The 15996-nt window shown below is 72.9% G+C and carries 13 protein-coding genes and 2 tRNA genes; 12 read left to right on the top strand and 3 right to left on the bottom strand.

Features of this window, described 5'->3' with window-relative positions; genetic code table 11:
• Nucleotides 1-212 precede the first annotated feature (212 nt).
• The 4 genes from ACIQD7_RS21360 to ACIQD7_RS21345 are packed head-to-tail and all read left to right on the top strand — an operon-like array spanning nt 213 to nt 3404.
• The gene (locus ACIQD7_RS21360; RefSeq protein ID WP_402443443.1) at nt 213-596 is read left to right on the top strand and encodes a hypothetical protein; all 384 of its coding nucleotides are present in this window, start codon (nt 213-215) and stop codon (nt 594-596) included.
• Nucleotides 593-2011, top strand: a complete 1419-nt coding sequence (gene repSA / locus ACIQD7_RS21355; protein WP_402443441.1) for a replication initiator protein RepSA — start codon at nt 593-595, stop codon at nt 2009-2011. The genes ACIQD7_RS21360 and repSA overlap by 4 nt, the downstream gene beginning before the upstream one ends.
• Nucleotides 2012-2013: 2 nt before the next feature.
• Nucleotides 2014-2226, top strand: coding sequence for a helix-turn-helix domain-containing protein (locus ACIQD7_RS21350; protein ID WP_402443439.1), 213 nt, complete (start codon nt 2014-2016; stop codon nt 2224-2226).
• Nucleotides 2226-3404: a tyrosine-type recombinase/integrase gene (locus ACIQD7_RS21345; protein WP_402443437.1), complete on the top strand. Its 1179-nt coding sequence runs from the start codon at nt 2226-2228 to the stop codon at nt 3402-3404. The genes ACIQD7_RS21350 and ACIQD7_RS21345 overlap by 1 nt, the downstream gene beginning before the upstream one ends.
• Nucleotides 3405-3561: 157 nt before the next feature.
• On the opposite strand, the gene ACIQD7_RS21340 is transcribed toward ACIQD7_RS21345, so the two are convergent.
• Entirely contained in the window at nt 3562-4878 is a 1317-nt protein-coding gene (locus tag ACIQD7_RS21340; protein ID WP_402443435.1) for a hypothetical protein, read from the bottom strand.
• 424 nt (nt 4879-5302) lie between these two features.
• Between ACIQD7_RS21340 and ACIQD7_RS21335 the strand changes: the two genes are divergently transcribed.
• The 5 genes from ACIQD7_RS21335 to ACIQD7_RS21315 all read left to right on the top strand — a co-directional run bounded on the left by ACIQD7_RS21335 (nt 5303) and on the right by ACIQD7_RS21315 (nt 10218).
• Entirely contained in the window at nt 5303-5818 is a 516-nt protein-coding gene (locus ACIQD7_RS21335; RefSeq protein WP_402443433.1) for an O-acetyl-ADP-ribose deacetylase, read from the top strand.
• A 315-nt stretch (nt 5819-6133) separates the two neighbouring features.
• A complete protein-coding gene (locus ACIQD7_RS21330) occupies nt 6134-6271 on the top strand; it encodes a hypothetical protein (protein WP_402443431.1) in 138 nt (45 codons plus the stop codon).
• A gap of 289 nt (nt 6272-6560) precedes the next feature.
• The gene (locus ACIQD7_RS21325; RefSeq protein WP_402443429.1) at nt 6561-7658 is read left to right on the top strand and encodes a DUF1906 domain-containing protein; all 1098 of its coding nucleotides are present in this window, start codon (nt 6561-6563) and stop codon (nt 7656-7658) included.
• 124 nt (nt 7659-7782) lie between these two features.
• A complete protein-coding gene (locus tag ACIQD7_RS21320) occupies nt 7783-8328 on the top strand; it encodes a SigE family RNA polymerase sigma factor (RefSeq protein ID WP_121833640.1) in 546 nt (181 codons plus the stop codon).
• Nucleotides 8329-8565: 237 nt separating this feature from the next.
• A complete protein-coding gene (locus ACIQD7_RS21315) occupies nt 8566-10218 on the top strand; it encodes a long-chain fatty acid--CoA ligase (RefSeq protein WP_121833641.1) in 1653 nt (550 codons plus the stop codon).
• Between the two features lie 61 nt (nt 10219-10279).
• Here ACIQD7_RS21315 and ACIQD7_RS21310 read toward each other — a convergent pair whose 3' ends face one another.
• Both ACIQD7_RS21310 and ACIQD7_RS21305 read right to left on the bottom strand, forming a co-directional pair.
• On the bottom strand, nt 10280-14113 hold the full coding sequence (locus ACIQD7_RS21310) for a PAS domain-containing protein (RefSeq protein WP_402443426.1): 3834 nt from the start codon (nt 14111-14113) through the stop codon (nt 10280-10282).
• 204 nt (nt 14114-14317) lie between these two features.
• Nucleotides 14318-14752 carry an SSI family serine proteinase inhibitor gene (locus ACIQD7_RS21305; protein ID WP_402443424.1) on the bottom strand — a complete coding sequence of 145 codons (435 nt, stop codon included), beginning with the start codon at nt 14750-14752 and terminating at the stop codon, nt 14318-14320.
• Nucleotides 14753-15026: 274 nt separating this feature from the next.
• Between ACIQD7_RS21305 and ACIQD7_RS21300 the strand changes: the two genes are divergently transcribed.
• The 3 genes from ACIQD7_RS21300 (at nt 15027) to ACIQD7_RS21290 (ending at nt 15925) form a co-directional block, all read left to right on the top strand.
• Nucleotides 15027-15117, top strand: a tRNA-Ser gene (locus ACIQD7_RS21300).
• Between the two features lie 201 nt (nt 15118-15318).
• Nucleotides 15319-15391 (top strand) — tRNA-Arg (locus ACIQD7_RS21295).
• Nucleotides 15392-15559: 168 nt separating this feature from the next.
• Nucleotides 15560-15925: a PH domain-containing protein gene (locus ACIQD7_RS21290; RefSeq protein WP_402443422.1), complete on the top strand. Its 366-nt coding sequence runs from the start codon at nt 15560-15562 to the stop codon at nt 15923-15925.
• Nucleotides 15926-15996: the final 71 nt, after the last annotated feature.

Here is a 15996-nt window from a genome sequence, read left to right as displayed (position 1 = left end):
GAGAAGTTAGACAAGGTTGATCGGGAGCGGCGCCCTCTACCGCCAAGCAGATACGCCGCTCCCGTCCCTCGAAGGGAGCTTCCATCATGCCTGCTCTGTCCTCCTCCGCGCTTCTGTCCTGGTCCGAGATGGACGCACCGCGTCGTAATCAGTGCCCGGGGTGCCGGGTCACGGTGCCTGCCTGGCAGCGGTCCTACGTGGACGGTCTGAGCGTGCTGACGCACGACGGGAACGTGATCTGCCCGAAGGACCCGACGCTCGGCTACCAGCCGGTCAGCTCCGGTACCGCCTCGGTGATCTCGGCCGTGCCGGACGTGTGCAAGGACTGCGACGGGACGCTTCTGGGCTCCGACGACGGCTCGATGACCGGCACCGCCGGGGAGCTGGTTCCCTGCGGCTGCGTCGTCTTCGACGGGCTGCGCTGCTCGTGCGAGGTGACCGGCTGGCCGCTGAACGACGGCTTCACCGGCTGGATCGAGCTGACCCGCGCCGAACTGCGCAACGCCCCGCACGACGCCCCGGTCTACCGGCCCTGCCCGCACCACCACACCACCGCCCGCGCCGCCTCGCAGTCCTTGCGGACGGTGGCGGCGTGACGGTCTTCCCCGTCGCCCCGGAGGCCGTGGCCCATGTCGCGGCCTCCCTGGGTACCGACCCCCTGGCCCTGGCCGACCTCCTGCGGGTCGCCAACACTCCGGGCTTCGAGCGCTGGCGTGAGCAGGTCCGGCGTACCGGGGGCTGCTCGGACCCGATCCACCTGTCCGGCACCACCGTCACCCGCGACCGGGCCACCGGCGATGTCCTGTACTCGTACTCGACGGCCGATGAGCCGGGGGGCCGGTTACGGGTCGCCTGCGGCAACCGCCGGGCCTCGCGCTGCCCCTCCTGCGCCTGGACCTATGCGGGGGACACCTATCACCTGATCCGGGCCGGGATCACCGGCGACGACCGGAAGAACGTCCCCGCCACCGTCCGGGACCACCCGAGGGTCTTCGCCACCCTGACCGCTCCGTCCTTCGGGCCGGTCCACAATCGTCCCGGCTCCGGCCGCTGCCGCTGCGGCGTCCAGCATCCGGAGGGCTCGCCTCTCCTGGGCACCGCCCTCGACCCCGCCTCGTACGACTATGCGGGTGCGGTGCTGTGGAACAACTACGCCGGGCACTTGTGGCAGCGCTTCACGATCTACCTGCGCCGTGAGATCGCCGCCCGCGCCGGGATCACCCAGGCCGCGTTGAAGGAGTCGTGCCGGGTGTCCTTCGGGAAGGTCGCCGAGTTCCAGAAACGCGGCGCGATCCACTTCCATGCCGTGGTTCGCCTCGACGGCCCCGACGGACCCGAGACCACCCCGCCCGCCTGGGCCTCGGTCGGTCTGCTGGACGATGCGATCCGCGCGGCTGCTGCCCGGGTCGCGGTCACCGTCCCGGCCGCCGGCACCCACCCCGAACGGACTCTGCGGTGGGGTACGCAGGTGGATGTGCAGCCGATCGGTGCGCTCGGCCAGGAGGAGCTGACCGAACAGGCCGTGGCCTCCTACGTCGCCAAGTACGCCACCAAGGCGGCCGAGACCACGGGCACCGTTGACCGCCGCATCGGCGAATCGGCGGAGCTGGCCAAGCTCGATGTCCCGGAGCACACCCGGCGCCTGATCGAAGCCTGCTGGACCCTCGACGGCGACTATCCGGGCCGGATGCTGGCGCGCTGGTCGCACATGCTCGGCTTCCGCGGCCACTTCTCCACCAAATCCCGCGCCTACTCCACCACCCTCGGCGCCCTGCGCCAGACCCGCGCCGACTACCGCGCCGCCCAGGAACGTCGGGAACGGGGTCTGCCGGATCCGGACGACTCGGAGGGCTCCACCCTCGTGATTGCCCACTGGACCTACGCCGGACACGGCCACACACCCGGCGAGTCCTGGCTCGCCGCCAGCATCGCCCGCGACATCCGCACCAACCGCGAACTCGTCCGCGAGATCCGTACCGAACTCGAAGCCACCGAACTGGGGGAGTGGTGACCATGGACCGACTGCTGAGCGTGAACGAAGTGGCCGAACTCCTCGGGACCACTGTTCGCTTCCCCCGGCGCCTCATCGAGGAGCGCCGGATCACCTTCGTGAAGGTTGGCCGGCACGTCCGCATCCCTGAGAGCGCGGTCAACGCCTTTGTCACGGCCAACACCGTGAAGCCGGTCATCGTCCGCTCGGTGGCGATGCTACGGAGGGCTGCCTGATGGCTCGCAAGCGGAAGTCTCGCCGGAGCTTCGGCCGGGTGCGCAAGCTGCCTTCGGGTCGGTTCCAGGCCCGCTACCCGGGGCCGGACGGTGTTCTTCGCCCCGCTGATCGGACCTTTGCCACGTCGACCGACGCGGACATGTGGTTGGCGAAGAAGCGTGTGGAGATCGAAGACGGGAGGTGGATTGATCCGGCTGAGGGTGCAGCCACAGTCCGGGACTGGTCTGCCCGCTGGCTGGCTGCGGTGGCTCCCCAGCTCAAGCACAAGACCCAGGCGTCGTACCGGTCGCTCATCGAGTCGCGGATAAATCCCGTGCTCGGCGACCGAGAGCTCTCCAGCCTTCGGCCGATCACCGTGACTGAGTGGATCGGAGACATGAAGGGGGCTGGACTTAGCGCCTCGCGTATCCGGCAGGCCTACCGGGTGCTGTCCCAGGTGATGGCCTCCGCCGTCGACAATGAGCTGATCGCCCAGACCCCGTGTCGCGGTGTGCGCCTTCCTCGAATGCCGCAGACCGAGCCGCACATCCTGACGCAGGTGGAGGCGTCCCGGATCGTCCGGAGCGCTAGCACGCCGCATGATCTGCTGATCGCACTGCTTGCCTTCGCTGGCCTCCGAATCGGAGAGGCGTTTGCCCTCAGGCGTATGGACGTGGACGTCCCGGGCTGTCTGCTTGTGGTGGACGAGAACCTCGCTGAGGCGAACGGGGCCCTGGTCTTCGACACTCCGAAGTCCCATCAGAAGCGCGTCCTGACTCTGGCGCCGTCGCTGGTGAAGAGGCTCGGTGCCTACCTGGACACGCTGCCCGGTGGTGACGACGCGCTGCTCTTCACGAACAGCTTCGGTCGCCCCCTGCGTTACAACCAGTGGCGTAAGGCGTACTTCGACCCGGCGGTCGCTGCGGCTGGTCTCTCGGACGTCACCCCGCACGACCTTCGGGCGTCGCACGGTACCTGGGTTGCTGATCGGTACGGGGTGATGACGGCCGCCCATCGGCTCGGGCACTCCAACGCGAGCGTCACCACTCGGCACTACGCTCGGCCTGTGGCCGGCCGAGACGCTGAGGTTGCTGCCGCGTCTGATGCCTGGCTCGGAGGACATGCAGATGCCGATGGGGCACGTAGGGGGCACGATGACGATGACGACGGCTCCGCTGGCGTCCTCGCACCCGCCTGACCTGCGGCAGAGCGTGCGGCGGCCGTGATCGCCGAAAGGTCTTGAAAACCGTCGTGGCAGCGATGTCACCGTGGGTTCAAATCCCACACCCACCGCAGCAGGTCAGACGACGCGCTGATCAGAAGGGGCGCTCCCGGCCGGGGGCGCCCCTTCGTCGTCAGGAGTGGTTGCGGGCCGGGGGATTGTTGAGGCAGAGCGCGATGTTGCGTACGGCCGCCGTGAGTTCCTCGATGACGCGGGCCGCCTGCTCCGCGTTGTGGAAGGCCGGGCGGTCGGTCAGGGTCCGGCTCAGCTCCTCCGCGGCCCGGACCGCGTGCCCGGCGGGACCGGGGTCCGCGGCGGGGGCCGGGTAGGGGTCGGACACCGGGTACGGGTCGGGTGCCGCGTACTGGTCGGGCGTCGGGTACGGATCGGGCGCCGGGTACGGGTCGGAGTAGGGCTCCGGGTCCGGGCGGTAGCCCTCGAAGGAGGGCGAGAAGGTGCCGGAGCCCGTCGTCCCCGCCGTGAGGGCGCCGTGCGCCTCCTCCCCGGTGCGGGGGGCCGTGGCCAGCAGGAGGGCGTGCGAGGCCGGCAGCGGGGCCTGGGGGGCCTGCGGGACCTGGCCCTGGGGCGCCTGAAGGGCCTGCGCGTGCGGGACTTGAGCCTGTGCGGCCTGTACGGCCTGTGTCGCCTGTACGGACTGCGGAGGCTGCGGCGCCTCCGGGGGCTGCGGCGGGGACTGGCGGGCCCGGGGAAGGACGAAGTGGTCGAAGCCCGGGAACGCCGACGTGCCCGGGCGTACGGCCGGCGGCTCGTACTCCTGCTGCCACTGCGCGCGGTAGCACTCCACCTGGTCCTCGCAGGAGGAACGCGCGTGGAAGACCGCCGTGTCCTCGCCCAGGTCCGGGTACCAGAGGTTGGGTCCGGGGAAACGGACCGTCCTCATGCGGGGCTTGATCTGCTCGGCGCACCCCATGCAGCAGCCCTTCGGCACCAGGAACGGGATGCCGCCGCTCTGCTCCGGCCTGCGCGGGCCCTCCTCGCGCGGGTACTCCCCGTGGTGGCAGGGCGGCAGTTCGCCGCAGGCGCGGCAGACCGCGTAGTGCTCGGGGAGCACCTGCCAGTCCTGGCTGGCGGGGGCGCACCAGTGCTTCGGCGCGGACCGGGGCAGGTTGTCGTTGCGCAGCACGAGGACCACCGGACGCTTGTAGAACTCCGCGCGCTCCGGGGCCGGTTTGACCGCCTGGTTGTTGGCCCGCCGCAGCTCGTTGGCGTGCCACCACAGCTCCACGTGGTCGCGCCAGGCCTTCTCGTACGCCTCCGGCCAGTGGTCGCCGGGGTACCCGGTGATCTCCAGGACGCGCCAGGCCTGCCGGTCGAGTACGACGATGGAGCCGGCCCGCAGTCGCAGATGAGTTCCCTCGCCGCCCTCGTCCGGCCAGTCATGGCGGCCGATGCTGGTGGGCTGGTCAGGGAGCCACCTGCGAACCTGCATGACACGCTCCTCGGCAACGAAACTTCGTAGTTTCAACTGGGGCAGTAAGTGACATTCTGAACAATTTAGGCGTCTGCTTGGGGTTAGACACGCGCACGCCGTGGATACGTGAGAGCCGGAAACACCTTTCCCACCGGCTATTTCACCCGCCGTGACCGACCTCGCCCGGATTCGTGGCCTTCGTCGTCACGGCCGCCCCGTACCCGCTCCGGGGGCTTCCGACGCCCACCCGTACGTGTGACGTCGCTTCGGCCCGTGTCATCCCGTACGTATGCATCGCTCCGCATATCGGGCCGTTCGCCGCCTTTCGGAGGCGGGCCGGGCGCGGAGGGGTGGTAATGGCGGTGCCGTTCCGTGCGGGGCGGCGTAGGGTCCGGAAGCCTTCGGGACTCCTTCGGAGTCCTCCGGGAGACAGGAGCGTGGGATGCGGATCGTGCTCGTCCGGGGCGACATCACCGCCGAGGCGGTGGACGCGGTGGTCAACGCCGCGAACTCCTCGCTGCTCGGGGGCGGCGGCGTCGACGGGGCGATCCACCGGAAGGGCGGGCCGGAGATCCTCGCCGCCTGCCGGGAGCTGCGCCGCTCGCACTACGGCAAGGGACTGGCGACCGGGCGGGCCGTGGCCACCACGGCGGGGCGGCTGCCCGCCCGGCATGTGATCCACACGGTGGGGCCGGTCTGGTCGCGGGACGAGGACCGCTCGGAGCTGCTGGCCTCCTGCTACCGGGAATCCCTGCGGGTGGCCGACGAGTTGGGGGCCCGCACGGTCGCCTTCCCGGCCGTCTCCACCGGGATCTACGGCTGGCCGATGGCGGACGGCGCCCGGATCGCCGTCGCGACGGTGCGGGCGGCCCGCACCGAGGTCGAGGAGGTGCGCTTCGTGCTCTTCGGCGAGACGGCGTACCAGGCCTTCGCGGAGGCCGTGGGGGACGTTTCCTAGTTCCCGGGGGCACCGGAACCGTGCGCCCGGGGCGAAAGGCGAATTCCGCCGTCCCCCGCGAGCCGCCTCTTTTCTCGCGCTGACCGGGTTTATCCGGCTGTCCTCACGCTTGAGGGGGAACGTCCGCTCCGAGACGGTTCGCCGGGGATTCCGTGGGCAACTCTGCATTCGCGACGTCGAGCACAACGACCGGGACGGAAGGCCAACTGCCCCGGAAACACACACATTTCAGTCCCGCCCCGCGCTTCACGTATTCGGCGGAGCTCACCGGATCCCACCGGAGCTCCTGGTTCTCGGTTCCCGGAGGAAACAGCCATGACAAGCAGTCCCCCCGCCCGCCTCGCCCGCACCACCGCCGTCCCCCGACCGAACGGCGCGGTCGGTGCGAGCGGTACCGGCTCCACCCGCATCGCCCGGTCCGGACCGATGCTCACCTTCCCGCCATGGGGGTGACCGGGGGACAGCGGAGACCGGCCCGAAGGGGGGGGCGAAACGGCAGTGCGAACGACGGCCCGCACGGCGGTACTTCGATGCCGGCGTGCGGGCCGTCCCGACATCGGGAGCACCATCGGAGGCGTCACCGGAGGCATCGCCGGACATGTCATCGGGTCCGGGTGCGGGGGCGGACGCGGGGTCGGGCACGGGGGTGCGGTTCCCACGTACGGGTCGTTCCCCGGTGCGTACGGCCGAGGAGGCGGCCCCAGCGGTGGCCGGGCACGGCGGGCGGCCCTTCACTCGCGTCATGAGCACAAGCACTCCGCCCCGGCCCCGGACCACCACGACTTCCGCCCCGGCACGTTCGCGGACCGCGTCCCCCTTCGCCGGGGTGCGGGCCGTGGCCGCCGCCCTGATGGCCGCGGTGGCCGGGACGGCCCTCCTCGACGCCCCGGCACCGACCGCCGTCCCGCCCCCGCCCCCGGCCACCACGAGAGCGGCGGCGGCAGCGGAAGCCGTGAGGACCGCCGCCGCTCCGGGGGCCCCCGCCGCCCCCGGGGCTCCCGCCTCCGCCGTCTCGACCGCCTCCACCCCCGTCCACTTCACCGGCAAGGCCTTCGACACCTGCGAGGCGCCCTCCGTCGAGACGATGAGGGCCTGGCGCGGTTCGCCGTACGGGGCCGTCGGGATCTACTTCGCCGGGCGGGGCCGGGGCTGCCCCGGCCAGCGGGAGCTCGGTCCCGGCTGGGTCGCCTCGGTGCAGGCCATGGGCTGGCGGCTGCTCCCCGTCTTCGTCGGCTCCCAGGCGCCGTGCGTCGAGGCCCCCGCCAAGAAGCCCTTCGCCATCGGCTCCGACCCCTGGGGGCAGGGCACCCGGGAGGCGGGCGACGCGGTGCGGGCGGCGCGGGCCCTGGGCCTGGACACGAGCAGTCCGCTGTACCTCGACATCGAGTCCTACCGGCGGGGGGACGCGCCGTGCGCCGCGACCACCCTCTCCTTCGTCCGCGCCTGGAACCGCGAGGTGCGCCGCCTCGGCTACCTCCCCGGCTTCTACAGCAGTGCGGACACGGGGGTACGGGACATCGAGGCGCAGCGGAAGGCGGGCACGGCGGACCTGCCGGCCGTGATGTGGTTCGCGCGCTGGCTGGGGAAGCCCGCACTGGCCACCGAGGCCGCGCTGGCCCCGGCGGCCTGGACGCCGCACGCCCGGATCCACCAGTACGCGGGCAACGTCGCCGAGTCGTACGGCGGCCACCGCCTCGTCATCGACCGCAACGCCGTGGACGCCCCGGTCGCCCGCCTCACCACGGCACGCACGGGCTTCGCCTCCGCCTCCCGCACCGCCTCCCACGCCTCCGTCCCCTCCTCCTCTCCCGTGGTGGCGCGGGACCCGGCCCGACCCTGAGCCGGGCATCGGGGGCCTCCACCCAGAGGAGGTCCGGCCGTCCCCACCCCTACAACCTGAGGCGGACGGCGGTTCGGGACCTGGGGCCGATCCGCCGGACCGCCGCCGCTCCTAGCGTGGAGTCATGACTCCGCCACCCTCTGGCCCCGTCTGCGCCGGTGCCTCGCAGTACGCGTCGTACACGACCTTCTCCTCGTACGTACGGGCGCGTGGGCCCGTCCTCCTGCGCACCGCCCGCTCCCTGACCGCCAACCCCTCGGACGCGGAGGACCTCCTCCAGACCGCGCTCGCCAAGACCTTCGTGGCCTGGGAGCGCATCGAGGACCACCGCGCCCTGGACGGCTACGTCCGGCGGGCGCTGCTGAACACCCGCACGTCGCAGTGGCGCAAGCGCAAGGTCGACGAGTTCGTGTGCGAGGAGCTGCCCGAGCCGGTCGGCCTCCCGTCGCCCGACCCGGCCGAGCGGCAGGCGCTGCACGACGCCATGTGGCGCGCGGTGCTCAAGCTGCCCGAGCGGCAGCGCCAGATGGTGGTCCTGCGGTACTACGAGGACCTCAGCGAGGCCCAGACCGCCGAGGTGCTCGGGGTGTCGATCGGCACGGTCAAGAGCGCGGTGTCCCGGGCGCTCGGCAAGCTCCGCGAGGACCCGGAGCTGACCCTCGCGCGGTGAGGGCCCCCGCCCGCGAAACCTCCCGGACCGGGCCCCTCGACCCTCCTGGACCTGGCCCTCGACCCTCCCGGACCTGGCCCTCGACCCTCCCGTTTCTCCCGGCCTCTCGCCCGCCGTCTCCCCGTCGCCAGTAATCACTGGCAATTTCCGTACTCCCAGGTAGTGACATACCGCGCGGTACGTGCGCAGAATCTCCACACCCTTACTGCCACGTAGCGCCCACCGGGAGGACGCCCCGTGTACAGCACCATGCAGGACGTACAGCTGACCGTGAGCCGCATCCTCGAACACGGGATGAGGATCCACGGGAAGTCCACCATCACCACCTGGACGGGTGAGCCCGAGCCGCAGCGCCGCACGTTCGCCGAGACCGGGGCCCGCGCGCACCAGCTGGCCGGCGCCCTGCGCGACGAACTCGGCGTCACCGGCGACCAGCGGGTCGCCACCCTGATGTGGAACAACGCGGAGCACGTCGAGGCGTACTTCGCGATCCCCTCCATGGGCGCCGTCCTCCACACCCTCAACCTCCGCCTTCCCCCCGAGCAGCTGGCGTGGATCGTCAACCACGCCGCCGACCGGGTCGTGATCGTCAACGGCTCGCTGCTCCCCCTCCTCGCCCCGCTGCTCCCGCACCTGCCGACGATCGAGCACGTCGTCGTCTCGGGCCCCGGCGACCGCTCGGTCCTGGCCGGCGCGGCCCCGCGCGTGCACGACTACGAGGAGCTGATCGCCGGCCGCCCGACCACGTACGACTGGCCGGAGCTGGACGAGCGCTCGGCCGCGGCCATGTGCTACACCTCCGGCACCACCGGCGACCCGAAGGGCGTCGTCTACTCCCACCGGTCGATCTACCTGCACTCGATGCAGGTGAACATGGCCGAGTCGATGGGCCTCACCGCCAAGGACACGACCCTGGTCGTGGTCCCGCAGTTCCACGTGAACGCCTGGGGGCTGCCGCACGCCACCTTCATGACCGGCATCAACATGCTCATGCCGGACCGTTTCCTCCAGCCGGCCCCGCTCGCCGACATGATCGAGCGCGAGAAGCCGACCCACGCGGCCGCCGTCCCCACCATCTGGCAGGGCCTGCTCGCCGAGGTCACCGCCAACCCGCGCGACCTCTCCTCCATGGCCCAGGTCACCATCGGCGGCGCGGCCTGTCCGCCCTCCCTCATGGAGGCGTACGACAAGCTCGGCGTCCGCCTCTGCCACGCCTGGGGCATGACCGAGACCTCCCCGCTCGGCACGATGGCCCACCCGCCGGCCGGCCTCACCGCCGACGAGGAGTGGCCCTACCGCGTCACGCAGGGACGTTTCCCCGCCGGCGTCGAGGCGCGGCTCGTCGGCCCCGGCGGCGAGCACCTGCCCTGGGACGGCGAGTCGGCCGGCGAGCTGGAGGTGCGCGGCACCTGGATCGCGGGCGCGTACTACAACGGCGTCGACGGCGAACCGCTCCGCCCCGAGGACAAGTTCAGCGAGGACGGCTGGCTCAAGACCGGCGACGTGGGCGTGATCAGCGCCGACGGCTTCCTCACCCTCACCGACCGCGCCAAGGACGTCATCAAGTCCGGCGGCGAGTGGATCTCCAGCGTCGAGCTGGAGAACGCCCTCATGGCGCACCCGGAGGTCGCCGAGGCCGCCGTCGTCGCCGTGCCCGACGAGAAGTGGGGCGAGCGCCCGCTCGCGACCGTCGTCCTCAAGGAGGGTTCGACGGCGGACTACGAGACGCTGAAGGCCTTCCTCGCCACGGAGGGCGGCATCGCCAAGTGGCAGCTGCCGGAGCGCTGGGCGGTCGTGCCGACGGTGCCGAAGACGAGCGTCGGCAAGTTCGACAAGAAGGTCATCCGCAAGCAGTACGCGGAGGGCGAGCTGGACGTGACCCGGCTGTAGTCACCGGGAGGGGAGGAGGGGGAGGGCCGACGGCCCTCCCCCTTGTCCTAGTCGGTGCCGACTAGTTGGTGCCGATCTTCGCGAGCAGGTCGACGATCCGGGCCTGGACCTCGGCGCTGTTCGCGCGCTCGGCCAGGAAGAGGACCGTCTCGCCGGAGGACAGCTTCGGCAGCTCCTCCTCGACCAGGTCGGCCGAGGTGTAGACGACGAGCGGGGTGCGGTTGAGCTGCCCGTTCGCCCGCAGCCAGTCGATGATCCCGGCCCGGCGGCGGCGCACCTGCATCAGGTCCATCACCACCAGGTTCGGCTGCGTCTGCGTGGCGAGCGTGACCGCCTCGGAGTCCGTGGCCGCCCGCGCCACCTGCATCCCGCGCCGCTCCAGGGTGGCCGCGAGCGCCTCCGCGATGTCCTCGTTCTCCTCGATCAGCAGGACCCGGGACGGGTGCTGCTCGCTGTCGCGCGGCGCGAGCGCCTTGAGGAGTACGGCCGGATCGGCGCCGTACGCCGCCTCGCGGGTCGCCTGCCCCAGCCCGGCCGCGAGCAGTACCGGCACCTCGGCGGCGACGGCCGCCTGGCGCAGCGACTGGAGCGCGGTCCGGGTGATGGGGCCGGTCAGCGGGTCGACGAAGAGCGCGGCCGGGAAGGCGGCGATCTGCGCGTCGACCTCCTCGCGGGAGTGCACGATCACCGGCCGGTAGCCGCGGTCGCTCAGCGCCTGCTGCGTGGAGACGTCGGGCGCGGGCCAGACGAGCAGCCGACGCGGGTTGTCCAGGGGCTCCGGGGGCAGCTCGTCGTCGACGGGGCGCGGGGCGGGCCGGTTGGCGACCTCGACCGCGCCGCCGGGACCGTCGAGCGGCTCGGGACCCTCGGCGGAGCCTTCGGCGGGCGCTCCTATGGCGTACGCCCGGCCCTCGGACGCGGGGGAGGCGGGGACGACGGGGGAAGCGAGCGGGGCGGGCGCGGGCACGGCCTCCGGCTGGGCCGGGGCCTGCGGCTGCGGATGCGGCTTGGCCTCGGTCCCGGCCGGTGCGGGGAGCGCCGCCGGGGCCGGCGGGTCGACCTCGGGCGGGGTGGCGAGCTTGCGCCGCCGCCCGGAGCCGTTGGAGGGAGCGGTGGGCGCGGGGGCCGCACCGGGCGCGGCCGGGGCCTGCGTCGGTACCGGGGCCGGAGCCGGGCCCGGGGGAGCGAAGGGGACGCCCTGCCCGAGGGTCCGGACGCTGAACGCCCGCCCCTGGGTCGACTCCCTCGACATGGGCAGCTCGGGCGGCAGCGGTACGGACCCGGTGCCGGTCCCGGGCCCCGTGCCGTTGCCGGACGACGGCTGGGGCTGCGGGTGGGGGTGGGGGTGGGGGTGCGTCTGCGGCTGCTCCGGACGCGGAGCCGCGACGGCCCGCCGCCGCCCGGTCGGCTCGACGGACGGGGGTACGGACGCGGTCCCGGAGGCGTCGGGCGACTGCTCCGGCAGCGGTCCCTGCGCAGGGACGTGGGGGTGGGGCTGCGGAGGCGTGTGGTCCGCGCCCGGGACACCCCGTACGGCCTCGTGCTGTCCCTCGTCGGAGACCGGCAGCGGACCGGCCACGGGAGCGGCGGGCAGCGGCACTTCGCGGTCCGCGTCGGCGGGCGGCAGCGCGAACGGGGTCCGGGGACCGGCCTCGGCCGCGGCCGCCCGCTCCTGCGCGGCGGCCAGCGCGCGCCGACGGCGTCCGCTCGGCTGCGCCGGAGCCTCCTCGGAGGCGACGGCCGGCAGGGCCAGGGCGGAGGCGGGGGACGGAACGGGCCCGGAGCCGGGCCCGGTTCCGGGGATGCCCGAGGGGTCGACGGCCACGCCCTGCGGCGGCACGGCCGCGCCGAGCGCGGCACGCCCCTGCGCCCCTTCGGCGGCGGTCACGACGGAACCCTCGGCGGGCCGTCCCCGACGGCGCCCGGTGGGCTCGACGGGCGCGGCGGCCGGAACGTCCGAGGCGCCTTGGGCGGGCGCGATCGCGTGCTGCTGAGCCGGGATCAGGTCGGCCGCGGCGGACCCCTCCGTACGGGCACGGCGTCGACCGCCGGGACCGGTGGTGCCGGCCGGGGCGTCGCCCGCGTCCGCGACCGCGCCGTCCAGGAAGGCGTCCGTCGAGCCGCGCCGGGCCCGCCGCCGCCCGCTGGGAGCCTCCGCGTCCGGCCCCGCGTCCACGGCGGCCGGGGACGCGGAGACCGGTGCCCCGGCGACCGGGGTCCCGGCGGCCGGGGAAGCGGCGACCGGCGTCTCGGTGAGCGGCGCCGAAGCCTGCGCGGGCAGCGCGAGGGCCTCCCGGCCGTCCGGTCGGTCGGCGGTCCGGGGCGCCGGGGCGGGGACCGTGCCCCGGCCCGCGCCGACCGGCACTTCGAGGACGTACGCGCCGCCGCTCGTGCCCGGCACCTCGTGGGTCTGCACGACGCCGCCGTGCGCCGCCACGATTCCGCGCACGACGGGCCCGTGGACCGGGTCGCCGCCCGCGTACGGGCCGCGGACCTCGATCCGTACGACGTCGCCGCGCTGGGCGGCCGCCACGACGATCGTGGAGTCCGCGAGCCCGGCGCCCGGGACGGCGGCCCGGTTCCGGCCGGTCGCGTCGACGCCCGCGACGTCCGCGACGAGGTGCGCGAGGGCGGTCGCGAGCCGGACCGGGTCCACCTCGGCCTCGATGGGCGGGGTGTGCACGGCGAACTGTGCGCGGCCGGGCCCGATCAGCTCGACGGCCCCGTCGATGCCGGCCGACACGACCCCGTCGAGGAGCGTGACGTGCTTGTCGAGCTCCTCCGCGCCCGCGTCGAGGCGCTGGTAGCCCAGGACGTTGTCCACGAGCGCAGTCATCCGGGCGTACCCGGCGGCGAGGTGGTGCAGGACCTGGTTGGCCTCGGGCCACAGCTGCCCGGCGTCGTCGGCGGCGAGCGCGCCCAGCTGGGTGCGCAGCTCCTCCAGGGGGCCGCGCAGCGACTCGGCGAGGACGGCCGTCAGCTGCTCGTGGCGGGCGGCGAGCGAGGCGTACCGCTCCTGCTGCTCCTCGCGCTCCGCCGCCGCCCGCTCGGCGCGGTCGGCGAGCTCGGCGGCGTGCTGCTCGGCGAGCTGCTCGTACGGCCTGCGGTCGGTGAAGGTCATCACCGCGCCGACGAGCTGGTCCCCGTCCCGTACCGGAGCGGTCGTCAGGTCGACCGGGACGCGGTCGCCCTTCTTCGTCCACAGGACCTGCCCGCGGACGCGGTGCTTCCGCCCGGACTTGAGGGTGTCCGCGAGCGGCGACTCCTCGTACGGGAAGGGCTCGCCGTCGGCCCGCTTGGAGAGGATCAGGGGGTGCAGCTCCCGGCCGCCGAGCTCGCCGGCGCGGTGGCCGAGGATCTGCGCGGCGGCGGGGTTCACGAGGACGACCCGGCCGTCGGTGTCCGTGCCGACGACGCCCTCGGAGGCGGCGCGCAGGATCATCTCGGTCTGCCGCTGCGAGCGGGCGAGTTCGGCTTCGGTGTCGAGGGTGCCGGTGAGGTCCCGCACGACCAGCATGAGCAGCTCGTCGCCGGTGTAGCCGCCGTACGAGTCGTAGGCCTCGCGGCCGTCCTCCAGGCTGGCGCTGGTCACCTCGACGGGGAACTCGCCGCCGTCGGTGCGGCGGGCGATCATCCGGGTCGGCTTGGTACGGCCCTGCTCGTCGGTGTTGTCCGGGCGCCGCATGGAGCCGGGGATGAGCCGCGAGTCGAAGTCGGGCAGCAGGTCGAGGAGGCCGCGCCCGACGAGGGCGGTGCCGGGCGTCTCGAACATGCCGAGGGCGATGGTGTTGGCGTTGACGACCGTGCCGTTGCAGTTGACGAGCACGAGGCCGTCGGGAAGGGCGTCGAGTATGGCTGCGAGGCGAGCAGCGCCTCGGGATGGCCTGCTGCTCACGACGACGCTTCCTCCCTGACGCACTGCACGCGCTTGGCCTGTCGACCGGCCGGCCCCATCTTGCCCCTCGGGCCGTGGCCTGTCACTGAAGGGAGTCTAAGGGAGCCTCCGGCCGGCCCTCCCGGACGTCGCCCCCGCTCGCCGTCCCCACACGGCATCTCCGCACGTCATCCCCGGACGGCGGTCCCGAAGGTCGTCCGGAGGTCACCTCCGGACAAGGGGAAGGACGGGCTCCAGATTCTCCCAGCGGTCGATCTCGCAACCGTTCGCCCGGGAGAAGCGGGCGTCGACCTCGCGGCCCCGCCAGGTGCCGGTCACCCGGGCGAGGACGGGCCCGCCGTACACCTGTGCGCACGGTCGGCCCTCGGGGACGGGCAGGAAGGGGTCCTCGTCCGCCGCCGCGAGCCGCTCCAGACGCTCGCAGGCGCGCGCGGCGGCCGGGTGGTCGCCGCCGGGCCGGTCGCCGCACGTCAGCTCGAAGGTGCCGTCGGCCTCGGGGTGGCCGCTCCGGGAGATCGCCACGGTCAGGGAGTCGGGCGCGGGCGCCGGCGCGGGGAACAGCGACAGCGGCGGCAGGGGGCCGAGACCGGCGGTCCCGGCGGCGGTGGCGAGGGTCGCGAGGGCAATACGGCGCAGCATGTGGATCTCCAGGAGCGCGGGTGCGCGGCGGACGCGGTGGACGCGCCGGGCACGGGCGCACGACGCGCCCGCCCGGTCTAACGCTCCGGACCCGGCGGCGTTGCGCGGCGGGGCGCGGCGGGGGGAGTGCGCCGGGCGGGCACGCGGGCCCGCACGCGCGCCGGTGGGCTTTGCCCTGACCCCCGGAGGGCTAGTACGGTGAGAATCGATTGGTGACAGCCGGTTCGTCTGTGTCATCATCTGCACGCACCACCCGCGTATGCGCGAGGTGCATGGAGGCGTCGCCTAGTCCGGTCTATGGCGCCGCACTGCTAATGCGGTTTGGGTCTTAAAGCCCATCGAGGGTTCAAATCCCTCCGCCTCCGCCCCACACCGAAGCCCCGGCCCCAAGGCCGGGGCTTCGGCCGTTCCCGGGGCTGCCCCGCACTCCCCCCGACATGGCGTTTCCGCAGGTCACAAGGGGTGGGGCAATCGGATTTCACATGACGGCGGCAGTCATGTAATGTTCTTCCTGTCGCCGCGAGCGGGTCGAAAGACCGGGGAGCGAAGACAAGAACTGAAAACAAGCACTCGTAGCTTAACGGATAGAGCATCTGACTACGGATCAGAAGGTTGCAGGTTCGAATCCTGCCGAGTGCACACAGACAAGAGGCCCGGACGAGAGTCCGGGCCTCTCGCGTTGGACGCCTCCTGCGTGGGACGGGGTGTCCGCCCGCGCTGCCCGGCTGTGGGCGGTTGAGCCCGGTTCCGGTGGCGGTGGGGGTTAGGGTCGAGTGATCGTTCTTTCGTCGTACAGGGGGTTGGGCCATGGCGCTCTTCGGGAACGCGCACGCGATCGATCCGGCGCAGGCGCAGCAGGACTTCGCGCGGCTGCTCGGGCCGGGGGAGCAGGTGCACGCCGCGTACCTGCTGATACGGGACACGATCTTCTTCACCGACCGGCGGCTCGTGCTGGTCGACAAGCAGGGGATCACCGGCAAGAAGGTCGAGTACCACTCGATCCCGTACCGGAGCATCACCCACTTCGCCGTCGAGACCGCCGGCACCTTCGATCTCGACGCCGAGCTGAAGATCTGGATCTCGGGCAGCCAGCTGCCCGTGCAGAAGACCTTCACCAAGGGGGTCGACATCTACGAGGCGCAGGCGATCCTCACGCAGTTCGTCGCCAAGTAGGCGGTGCGGAAGGGGAGGGTTCTCGGGGAAATCCCCGAGAACCCTCCCCTTTCGGGTGAACCCGTCTTATT

The sequence above is a fragment of the Streptomyces sp. NPDC093071 genome (genome assembly GCF_044754545.1).
GTDB lineage: Bacteria > Actinomycetota > Actinomycetes > Streptomycetales > Streptomycetaceae > Streptomyces.
Note: the sequence above shows the minus strand (reverse complement) of the source record. Positions and strands in the feature narration are given on the sequence as shown.

Coding starts and splice junctions, on each gene's coding strand:
- ACIQD7_RS21350 (WP_402443439.1), top strand. CDS start 2,014: ATGGACCGACTGCTGAGCGTGAACGAAGTGGCCGAACTCCTCGGGACC.
- ACIQD7_RS21345 (WP_402443437.1), top strand. CDS start 2,226: ATGGCTCGCAAGCGGAAGTCTCGCCGGAGCTTCGGCCGGGTGCGCAAG.
- ACIQD7_RS21340 (WP_402443435.1), bottom strand. CDS start 4,878: ATGCAGGTTCGCAGGTGGCTCCCTGACCAGCCCACCAGCATCGGCCGC.
- ACIQD7_RS21335 (WP_402443433.1), top strand. CDS start 5,303: ATGCGGATCGTGCTCGTCCGGGGCGACATCACCGCCGAGGCGGTGGAC.
- ACIQD7_RS21330 (WP_402443431.1), top strand. CDS start 6,134: ATGACAAGCAGTCCCCCCGCCCGCCTCGCCCGCACCACCGCCGTCCCC.
- ACIQD7_RS21325 (WP_402443429.1), top strand. CDS start 6,561: ATGAGCACAAGCACTCCGCCCCGGCCCCGGACCACCACGACTTCCGCC.
- ACIQD7_RS21320 (WP_121833640.1), top strand. CDS start 7,783: ATGACTCCGCCACCCTCTGGCCCCGTCTGCGCCGGTGCCTCGCAGTAC.
- ACIQD7_RS21305 (WP_402443424.1), bottom strand. CDS start 14,752: ATGCTGCGCCGTATTGCCCTCGCGACCCTCGCCACCGCCGCCGGGACC.
- ACIQD7_RS21290 (WP_402443422.1), top strand. CDS start 15,560: ATGGCGCTCTTCGGGAACGCGCACGCGATCGATCCGGCGCAGGCGCAG.